The 9967-nt window shown below is 62.1% G+C and carries 9 protein-coding genes; 6 read left to right on the forward strand and 3 right to left on the reverse strand.

Going from position 1 to position 9967, the window contains the following annotated elements; translation table 11 throughout:
• Nucleotides 1–161 precede the first annotated feature (161 nt).
• A complete protein-coding gene (locus tag NKH19_RS21740) occupies nt 162–899 on the reverse strand; it encodes a hypothetical protein (RefSeq protein ID WP_352870903.1) in 738 nt (245 codons plus the stop codon).
• Between the two features lie 223 nt (nt 900–1122).
• Between NKH19_RS21740 and cckA the strand changes: the two genes are divergently transcribed.
• Both cckA and NKH19_RS21750 read left to right on the forward strand, forming a co-directional pair.
• Nucleotides 1123–3696 carry a cell cycle histidine kinase CckA gene (gene cckA / locus NKH19_RS21745; RefSeq protein WP_352870904.1) on the forward strand — a complete coding sequence of 858 codons (2574 nt, stop codon included), beginning with the start codon at nt 1123–1125 and terminating at the stop codon, nt 3694–3696.
• A gap of 85 nt (nt 3697–3781) precedes the next feature.
• The gene (locus tag NKH19_RS21750; RefSeq protein WP_352870911.1) at nt 3782–4492 is read left to right on the forward strand and encodes a purine-nucleoside phosphorylase; all 711 of its coding nucleotides are present in this window, start codon (nt 3782–3784) and stop codon (nt 4490–4492) included.
• Here the strand turns inward: NKH19_RS21750 and NKH19_RS21755 are convergent.
• Nucleotides 4489–4794, reverse strand: a complete 306-nt coding sequence (locus NKH19_RS21755) for a ribbon-helix-helix domain-containing protein (RefSeq protein WP_352870912.1) — start codon at nt 4792–4794, stop codon at nt 4489–4491. The two genes, NKH19_RS21750 and NKH19_RS21755, sit on opposite strands and share 4 nt — an antisense overlap.
• 225 nt (nt 4795–5019) lie before the next feature.
• Between NKH19_RS21755 and NKH19_RS21760 the strand changes: the two genes are divergently transcribed.
• The 3 genes from NKH19_RS21760 (at nt 5020) to NKH19_RS21770 (ending at nt 7726) form a co-directional block, all read left to right on the forward strand.
• Nucleotides 5020–5415 carry a VOC family protein gene (locus NKH19_RS21760; RefSeq protein ID WP_352870905.1) on the forward strand — a complete coding sequence of 132 codons (396 nt, stop codon included), beginning with the start codon at nt 5020–5022 and terminating at the stop codon, nt 5413–5415.
• 170 nt (nt 5416–5585) lie between these two features.
• Nucleotides 5586–6116, forward strand: a complete 531-nt coding sequence (locus tag NKH19_RS21765; protein WP_352870906.1) for a gluconate 2-dehydrogenase subunit 3 family protein — start codon at nt 5586–5588, stop codon at nt 6114–6116.
• A gap of 38 nt (nt 6117–6154) precedes the next feature.
• Nucleotides 6155–7726 (forward strand): GMC family oxidoreductase, encoded by a 1572-nt coding sequence (locus tag NKH19_RS21770; protein WP_352870907.1) that lies wholly within the window; start codon nt 6155–6157, stop codon nt 7724–7726.
• 64 nt (nt 7727–7790) lie between these two features.
• Here NKH19_RS21770 and NKH19_RS21775 read toward each other — a convergent pair whose 3' ends face one another.
• Nucleotides 7791–8204, reverse strand: coding sequence for a hypothetical protein (locus NKH19_RS21775; protein ID WP_352870908.1), 414 nt, complete (start codon nt 8202–8204; stop codon nt 7791–7793).
• A 313-nt stretch (nt 8205–8517) separates the two neighbouring features.
• Between NKH19_RS21775 and urtA the strand changes: the two genes are divergently transcribed.
• Nucleotides 8518–9828 (forward strand): urea ABC transporter substrate-binding protein, encoded by a 1311-nt coding sequence (gene urtA, locus NKH19_RS21780; protein ID WP_352870909.1) that lies wholly within the window; start codon nt 8518–8520, stop codon nt 9826–9828.
• Nucleotides 9829–9967: the final 139 nt, after the last annotated feature.

Genomic DNA, 9967 nt, shown 5'->3' on the forward strand with positions numbered 1-9967 from the left:
CATTTCATTGGCGCGGCAGACCGGTCAGGGCGCACGAAATCCACAAAACCTTGAAGCATGGGCTCTTGACCCCATGGCCCTTGACGTATGGGCCTTCCGAAAGGTGGTTCGGCAGCCAAACCGGTTACGATTTTCGCTTGGGATAGCTAATCAGGGGCCGCTCATCGCTTCTGGCTGGAGAGTTCGCCGAGAAGCTTGGTCATTTCATCGTCGAGCGACTGTGGTGTCTTGGCCGCCGGCTTGCCCGCCGGGCTGCCGGAGCGGGGCTGGTCGAGCGACACTTCGAGTTCCCTCATCAGCGTGTCGTCGATGCTCTCCTGTCTCGGCGGCGGCAGTGGTGCAGGCCGGACGACATTGGCATTCGCGGAGCCGTAGGCGGGCAGCGGCGTGACATTGGTCGGCTGGTAGCTTTGCGCCGCGGTTGGCGGTGCCGGTGCTGTTTGGCGCGGGCGAGCGGGCGGCGCTGTGTTCGCCGGCTGCGGAGCCGGTGCCTGTCTTGGCGGCGGTGGAGCGGGTTGCGGCGGACGCGGCCTTGCCGCCGGGGCCGCGGCGGCCGGCACCGGCTGCAAGCCGCCGTCTCCGGTCAATGCCGGACGCCGCGGCGCCGAAAGACGGATATCGCGCTCGACGACGAGGTCGGTCGGGCCGCCGATCAGAAGCAGATGCTCGATGTCATCGCGGCGCACCAGCACCAGCCGGCGATGGCTGTCGACGGCGGTGGCGTCCATGACGGCCAGCCGTGTCTTGCGGTTCCTGCCGCCGGCAACGAAGGTTCCGAACGTCAGATTGCGCACCAGCTTGACGATGATGAGAACGATGACCAGCAGGACAAGTGCTGCAAACGTCCACAACAGTGCCGCGGCATAACCAGGACCCGCCACGCTATCCAGCCATTGCATCGGTTTCCCCTGATTGCCCTTGGAAGTGACGCGACACTAGACCGTTGCGGCGGGCCACCGCAAGTTGCGTTTCACGCTGGTGAACAGCTAGAAAAACTCCGAAGGCTTGAAGACATCATTTTTATCCGACATTTGCCGCCAAGGCCTTTTCCGGACTAGGAGAATGTGATTCAACCCGCTAGGGGCGGATGTCGGAACACCGGAATTCACGAGCAGGGGGCATATGGCCAAGGAAGCGCGCGGCGATTTCTATCCGGTACCGATCGTCGACCAGAACACGCGACCGGGCGCGGTCACCCGGCTCATCATTTTCATCGTCGTTCTGACGGGGGCGGCGATCGTCTTCGGCCTTTTCCGCGAGCGCCTCGGCGATCCTTTCCTGCTCGGCATGCTCGGCGTGCTGGCGATGATCGGCGTCGGCTTCCTGTTTGCCACGGCGATCGGCTTCGTGCAGGTCACGCCGCGCTCGACGGGCGACGAACTGTCGAAATCCTTCGTCGATTCGATGTCGCAGGGCCTTCTCGTCACCGACACCAAGGGCCGTGTCGTCTACGCCAATCGCGCCTATGCCGATATGACCGGAGCGTCGTCGGCGGCCGACCTGAAGACGGTCGAGGGGTTGCTCTCGGATGTCCCCGAAGCGTCGGTGACGATCTATCGCCTGGCGTCCGGCCTGCGCGACGGCCAGCCGGGCGATGGCGAGTTTCGGCTCGCGCAATCCATTCGGCCCGGTGCCGAGCCCGGCGCCCGCTGGTACCGGGCGCGCGCCCGCACCTTCAGCGTTCCGGGCCAGCGGCTGCCCATGCTCGCTTGGCAGCTTGCCGACATCTCGCAGGAGCGGGCCGAGCAGGAGCGGTTCTTTCTAGATTTGCAGCAGGCGATAGATCATCTCGACCACGCGCCGGCCGGCTTCTTTTCGGCCGATCAGGAGGGCCGCGTCACCTACATCAATGCCACGCTCGCCGAATGGCTGGGCATCGACCTCACCAGCTTCACGCCCGGTGCGGTCTCCCTGGCCGAGATCGTGGCCGGCGACGGCATGGCGCTGGTCCGTTCGGTCAAGGCCGATCCCGGCACGACGCGCAACGCGGTCATCGATCTCGACTTGACGACGATGACGGGCGAGGCGCTGCCGGTGCGCTTCATGCATCGCGTGTCGGCCAGCCGCGAAGGCCTCAACGGGCCGACACGCACGATCGTGCTCAACCGTACGCAAGGCGAGGACTCCTCTGCCGATTTGCGGGCCTCGGAAGTGCGCTTCACCCGCTTCTTCAATTCGACACCGATGGCGATAGCCGGCGTCGACCACGACGGGCGCATCCTGCGCACCAATGCGCCGTTCCTGTCGCTGTTTTCATCCGTCGTCGACCGCGACGCCGTCGATCGCCGTGTGCGGCTCGACACGGTCATCCATGAACGCGACCGGCCGGCCTTCGCGGCTGCTTTCGAAAAGGCGCAGCAGCGGCAGGCCGACATCGAGCCGATCGATACGCTTCTGCCCGGCAATGACGAGCGGCACATCCGTTTCTACGTCAACGCTGTCGCCGACGGTACCGGCGGCGAGGGCGCCGAGGAGTCCGCCATCGTCTACGCCGTCGAGACGACGGAGCAGAAAGCGCTCGAAGGGCAGATGGCGCAAAGCCAGAAGATGCAGGCGGTGGGCCAGCTTGCCGGCGGCATCGCGCATGATTTCAACAATGTGCTGACCGCCATCATCATGGCGTCCGACCTTTTGTTGACCAACCACCGTCCGTCGGATCCATCCTTCCCCGACATCATGAACATCAAGCAGAACGCCAACCGGGCGGCTTCGCTGGTGCGGCAGTTGCTGGCCTTCTCGCGCAAGCAGACGTTGCGGCCGGAAGTGCTCAACCTGACCGACGTGCTCGCCGATCTCCGGATGCTGCTGGCCCGCCTGGTCGGCAACGATATCAAGCTGAAGGTCGACCATGGCCGCGACCTGTGGCCGGTCAAGGTCGATATCGGGCAGTTCGAGCAGGTGGTGGTCAACCTCGCGGTCAACGCGCGCGACGCCATGCCGGGGGGTGGTGATCTCACCGTGCGCACCCGCAATGTGACCGCCGAGGAATGCAAGGCCTTTTCCTATCGTGAACTCACCCCGGCCGACTATGTCGTGGTCGAAGTCGAGGACACCGGCAGCGGTATCGCGCCCGACGTGCTGAAGAAGATTTTCGAGCCCTTCTTCACCACCAAGGAAGTCGGCAAGGGCACCGGCCTTGGCCTGTCGATGGTCTACGGCATCATCAAGCAGACCGGCGGCTTCATCTACTGCGATTCCGAGGTCGGCAAAGGGTCGACTTTCCGCATTTTCCTGCCACGTCATATCGCGGAGCTGAAAAAAGCGGGCGAGCCCGACGATGTGCCGGCGGCACCGGTGAAGGTGGCCGATGCGGCCAAGGACCTGTCTGGCTCGGCCACGGTGCTGCTCGTCGAGGACGAGGATGCCGTGCGCATGGGCGGCATGCGGGCGCTGGTGTCGCGTGGCTACACCGTGCATGAGGCGTCTTCGGGCGTCGAGGCGCTGGAAGTGTTCGACGCGCTGGGCGGCAAGGTCGACATCGTCGTTTCCGACGTGGTGATGCCGGAAATGGATGGACCGACCCTGCTTGGTGAGTTGCGCAAGCGCCAGCCGGACATCAAGTTTGTCTTCGTGTCCGGTTATGCCGAGGACGCATTCGCCAGAAACCTGCCGGCCGACGCGCATTTCGGCTTCCTGCCAAAGCCGTTTTCGCTCAAGCAGTTGGCGACGATCGTCAAGGACATGCTGGAGTCTTAGAACTTCTCTATTTTCTTCCCTTGCGTCGCGCCGTGACAACGCCATGATCGCGGATGAAACGGCAAGCGGGCTTGGGGAGCAGCGATTGACGCCGCACAACGAAGCGGACAAGGACGACTACGCCGACACGGTGCTGTTGCCGGGCGATCCGCAGCGCGCCGATTGGATGGCGCAAACCTTCCTGGAAGTGCCGCGCTGCATCAATCGCCGACGTGGCGCGCTTGGCTTCACCGGACTGTTTCGCGGCAAGCCCGTCAGCATCCAGTCGACCGGCATCGGCGTCTCGTCGTTTCTGATCTATGTGCATGAATTGCTTGACTATTATGGCGCCCAGACGCTGATCCGCACCGGCACCTGCGGCAGCCTGACCGCCAAGGCAAAGCTGCGCAGCTTGGTCATCTCGCAATCGGCACAAGCGGAAAGCGCGCAGAGTGGTCAGGTCTTCGGCCTTTATGAACCCGCCGGCCCGGATCCGGCGCTTCTCGCCTGTGCGCTTGCCAAGGCGGCCGAACTTGGCATCGACCATTGCACCGGCCCAACGGTGTGCAGTGACATCTTTTATCATCCCGTAGGAGCCGGCCGCTTTGCCGATGCGCGGGCGGCCGGAGTCCTGGCCGTGGATATGGAAACCAGCGCTCTTTATCGCATCGCCGCGCATTTCGGGGCTCGCGCGCTGTCGATCTGCGTCGTGGTCGACGACATCGAGACCGGCGAACAGATCGATTATTCCGAGCGCCAGGAGTTGTTCGCCGACATGACCCGGCTAGCGCTCGCGGTCGCCGTGGAAGCGCCCTAGGCGGCTTCCCGCTTCGGCACCATCCGCTCTTCCATGCTCGGCCGGTGGCCACGCAGGTAGAGCGCGCAGGTGGTGCGCAGCATCGACGCAAAGTTCGGAATGGCGCCGTTGATCTCGATGGCTTCGTCATAAAGCTTGGAGATGAATTTTGGCGTCGTCAAACCCTGGTTTTCAGCGATTTCGTCCAGCAAGGCCCAGAATGTCGCTTCAAGCTGGATGCTGGTCGAGTGGCCGTCGATGCGAATCGACCGGTTGATCTGGCGATAGCCTTCGGGATCCTGGCCCGCAAACACCCTGCACATCCGACAAACCTCCCGTGATTGTTGGTCTTGGGTGGACGGGCCTGCGGTTTGATACTGCTTAACCTGTCCCCATGTGCATTCTCGGGCAAAATCGCCGCGACGGCAATCGGACTTTTGTCCCTGTCGGCGATGCAGGACGGTTACGGCCTCGTGCGGGGTAACCGGCTGCCACCACCTTTTGTCCGCGCCGCGCATAATCGCCTCCGCACCATCGCGGAGACTGATTTGGCCAAGGCGATTCACAGCATGATCCGGGTTCTCGACGAGGCCCGATCCGTCGACTTCTACAGAAATGCCTTCGGGCTCGATGTCGCCGACAGGCTGGACTTCGAGACTTTCACGCTCGTTTACCTCAGCAATGCCGAGACGGGGTTCGAGCTCGAACTGACCGTGAACAAGGATCGGCAGGAGCCTTACGCACTCGGCGACGGCTACGGTCACCTTGCGGTCTCGGTCGCCGACCTCGACAGCGAACATGACCGTCTCGGCGCGCTCGGCCTCAACCCGAAGAAGATCGTCGAGTTCAACCGCGACGGGTCGCTGATCGCCCGCTTCTTCTTCATCGAGGATCCCGACGGCTACAAGATCGAGGTTCTGCAACGTGGAGGTCGCTTCCAATAGGGAAATATTCGGCCGCGCTCGTCGGCGCGACGCCAGCAAACGGCACTCTCAAGCATGTCGCCCAAAAGTGCGCAGCGGTTTCGGGACGACGACATGCACAAACAAGGTCTTGAAGCCCGTCAATTGTGACGTGCTTCAAGGGGTGCAAATAGCAAGCAGGGAGGAACAAAATGGTCACGATCTATGACGCGAAGCCTGGGCTTTCACGTCGCGAGCTTCTCAAACGCGGTGGCATCGGCGCGCTGCTGGTCATCTCCGGCAGTGCGGTCATCAGTCCCGAACATGCCTGGGGGCTCGAGACATCGGCGCTCAAGCCCGAAACCATGGCGACGCTGATCCAGATGGCGCGCGACATCTATCCGCACGATCAGGTCCCCGACAAATATTACGCCATTGCCGTGAAGGGCCATGACGAGGAGGCCGGCAAGGATGCCGCCTACAAGGCGATGATCGAAGACGGCATCGCCGACCTCGACAAGAAGGCCGGTGACGGCGGCTATCGAGGCCTCGGCTGGGAGGACCAGCGCGTCGGCGTGCTGAAGCAGGTCGAGGCGACGCCGTTCTTCCAGGCCATCCGTGGCGGCCTCGTCGTCAGCCTCTACAACCAAAAAGAGGTGTGGCCGATCTTCGGCTACGAGGGCGAATCCTATTCCAAGGGCGGCTACATCGCGCGCGGTTTCGACGACATCGAGTGGCTCTGAGCCCCCGAACCCGCAAACAGAAATCATGGGAGGAAACCATGGCAGCTTCATTTGATCTGAACAACGATGGCGTGGTCGTCATCATCGGCTCGGGCGCCGGCGGCGGCACGCTCGGCAACGAACTCGCCCAAAAGGGTGTCGACGTCGTCATCCTGGAAGCCGGCGCGCGCCACGAATACGAGGATTTCATCAACGACGAATGGGGTTCGTTCACCCAACTCGCCTGGACGGACAAGCGCACGACGTCCGGTGACTGGCGTGTGGCCAAGGATTTTCCGAACCTGCCGGCCTGGATCGTCAAGTCGGTCGGCGGTTCGACCACGCATTGGGCCGGAGCCTCGCTGCGCTTCCAGGAGCATGAGTTCAAGACGCTGTCGACCTACGGAAAATTGGAAGGCGCCAACCTGCTGGACTGGCCGATCACGCTGGCCGAGATGGAGCCCTACTATGCCAAGGCCGAAGCCAAGATGGGCGTCACCGGCACCAATGACTGGCCGAGGCTGCCGGGCAACAACAATTTCAAGGTGTTGAAGGCCGGCGCCGACAAGCTCGGCTACAAGGAATGCCACACCGGCAACATGGCGATCAACTCGATCGAGCGCGACGACCGCATGTCCTGCCAGCAGACCGGCTTCTGCTTCCAGGGCTGCAAATGGGGCGCCAAATGGTCGACGCTCTATACCGAGATCCCCAAGGGCGAGGCGACGGGCCATCTCGAGGTCAGGCCGAACGCCATGGCGATCAAGATAAACCATGACGCCACGGGCAAGGTGACTGGCGTCGTCTATGCCGACAAGGACGGTAAGCTGCAGGAGCAGAAGGCGCGCATCGTCGCCGTCGCCGGCAACTCGATCGAAAGCCCGCGCCTGTTGCTCAATTCGGCATCGGGCAAATTCCCCGATGGTCTCGCCAACTCGTCGGGACAGGTGGGCAAGAACTACATGCGGCACACCACCGGCTCGGTCTATGCCATCTTCGACAGACCGGTGCACATGTATCGCGGCACCACCATGGCCGGCATCATCCGCGACGAGGCGCGCCACGATCCGTCGCGTGGTTTCGTCGGTGGCTACGAGTTCGAGACGCTGTCACTTGGCCTGCCGTTCATGGCGGCTTTCCTCGATCCGGGTGCCTGGGGGCGGTCCTTCACCACCGCGCTCGACCACTACGACCACATGGCAGGCCTGTGGATCGTCGGCGAGGACATGCCGCGCGCGGAGAACCGCATCACGCTGCATGCCGACGAGAAGGACGCGCATGGCATGCCGATCGCCGACGTGCATTTCGACGACCATCCGAACGACACCGCGATGCGCAATCACGCCTACAAGCAGGCCACTGCGCTCTATGCGGCGGTCGGCGCCACGCGCACCTTCCCGACGCCGCCCTATCCGTCGACCCACAATCTCGGCACCAACCGGATGAGCGAAAAAGCGGAAGACGGCGTCGTCAACAAGCATGGCCAGACGCACGACATCAAGAACCTGTTCGTGTCGGATGGCAGCCAGTTCACGACCGGTGCGGCGGAAAATCCGACGCTGACGATCGTGTCGCTGGCAATCCGCCAGGCCGATTACATCGCCGCGCAGATGTCGGCCAAGACGATCTAGTCACATCCTTCCGACGACCTGACGACGCGGAACCCGCAAGGTTCCGCGTCTTTTTCTTGCCGCCTCATTGCTTGGTGCAGGTCGAGGCGGTGAAGGCGCCGTCGGGCTGCTTCATGATGATGTCGAAGGAGGGCGGGGTCTGACCGTCCAACGTTGCCTGGGTCAGCGACAGCGAGTTGCCGCCGGCGGTATAGCCGCCCAATGGCCCGAGCCAGGAGATCCCGCCGTTTGCATCCATTTGATAATTGTACCCCTGCTGCGCGGTCCCGAAGGTGCCGAGGCCGGTGTAGAATGGGCCAGTGTAGACGTTCCCCTTGATGGTGATGTCGCCGAGATTAAGGAACATGCCAAGCAGATACACTTCGCAGCGATAGGTGCCGTCTGGCAGCTTGCCGTCGCTGAAGTCGGCTCGCGCGGCTCCGCTTGCTGCCGCCGCAAGCAATATACCCATAAAAATGCGTGAAATGCCTGAAACCATGACGTCGCTCGTTTGAGGCGCGAGGTTGCCCTATTTTTGCACCGTGCCGCAACACCGGTCGTCTGCGACATGCCTATGAAGATCAAAATCTAGGCATTTGATAAGAATGAGCGAAAATTAGGCAGATGCCCCGTGTGCTGCGCAAATTTCTCTCAATCAATTTTTAACCAGCTCTCTTTGTTTCTATAAGCCTGGCATTTCAACACGCTGATAACGCTGGACTATTCGTCTCCATTTGGTGTCGCCAAGGCGATTGGCATGGGGGTTGCTTTGTAGTGTTGCGGTGCAATCAACCAGCTTGGGAGTCTGTAATATGAGGGGTAATTTCTCGACAATAACAAAGATGTTTTCGGCGAGCGTGGTTGCCGCCGGCCTGTTGATGTCCGCACCCGCCAGGGCGGCCGACGACACCATCAAGGTCGGCATTCTCCATTCGCTGTCGGGGACCATGGCGATTTCGGAGACGACGCTGAAGGACGCCATGCTGATGCTCATCGACGAGCAGAACGCCAAGGGCGGCCTGCTCGGCAAGAAGCTCGAGGCGGTCGTCGTCGATCCTGCTTCCAACTGGCCCCTGTTCGCCGAAAAGGCGCGCGAGCTGATCTCCAAGGACAAGGTCGCGGCGGTGTTCGGCTGCTGGACCTCGGTGTCGCGCAAATCGGTGTTGCCGGTGTTCTCCGAGCTCGACAACATCCTGTTCTATCCCGTCCAGTATGAGGGCGAGGAAAGCGAGCGCAACGTGTTCTACACGGGCGCGGCGCCGAACCAGCAGGCCATTCCGGCGGTCGATTATCTGATGAGCGAGGACGGCGGTTCGGTGAAGCGCTGGGTGCTCGAAGGCACCGACTACGTCTATCCGCGCACCACCAACAAGATCCTCGAGGCCTATCTGAAGGCCAAGGGCGTCGCTGCCGAAGACATCATGGTCAACTACACGCCGTTCGGCTTCTCCGACTGGCAGACCGAGGTTTCGGCGATCAAGAAGTTCGGTTCGGCCGGCAAGAAGACCGCCGTCGTCTCGACCGTCAACGGCGATGCCAACGTGCCGTTCTACAAGGAACTCGGCAACCAGGGCGTCAAGGCCGAGGACATCCCGGTCATGGCCTTCTCTGTCGGCGAGGAAGAACTTGCCGGTCTCGACACCGCGCCGCTCGTCGGCCATCTCGCCGCCTGGAACTATTTTGAAAGCATCGACACGCCCGAGAACAAGAAGTTCATCGCCGGCTGGCACAAGTTCATCAAGAACGACAAGCGCACCACCAACGACCCGATGGAGGCCCATTACATCGGCTTCAACATGTGGGTGAAGGCGGTCGAGAAGGCCGGCACCACGGATCCGGACAAGGTCATCGACGCCATGGTCGGTGTTTCGGTGCCTAACCTGACCGGCGGCTATTCGACGATGATGCCGAACCACCACATCACCAAGCCGGTGCTGATCGGTGAAATCCAGGCCGACGGCCAGTTCGAAACCGTCTCGCGCACGCCGGGCCTGGTGATGGGCGACGAGTGGTCCGACTATTTGCCTGATTCCAAGGACCTGATCTCCGATTGGCGCGCGCCTCTGTCCTGCGGCAACTTCAACGTCGCCACGGGCAAGTGCGGCGGCAAGGGAACGAACTGATCCTCCCCGGGCTGATCTAGTCAGACCGCGCGCGTCCCCACCGCGTACACCCCCCGCCGGACGGCCCAATGAAAACAATGAAATGGTTTAAATAAACCGAAGACCATTATCACCGCCCGCCAGAAGAGGTTTTTTCAGG

The sequence above is a fragment of the Mesorhizobium sp. M1338 genome (assembly GCF_040318045.1).
Lineage (GTDB): Bacteria > Pseudomonadota > Alphaproteobacteria > Rhizobiales > Rhizobiaceae > Mesorhizobium.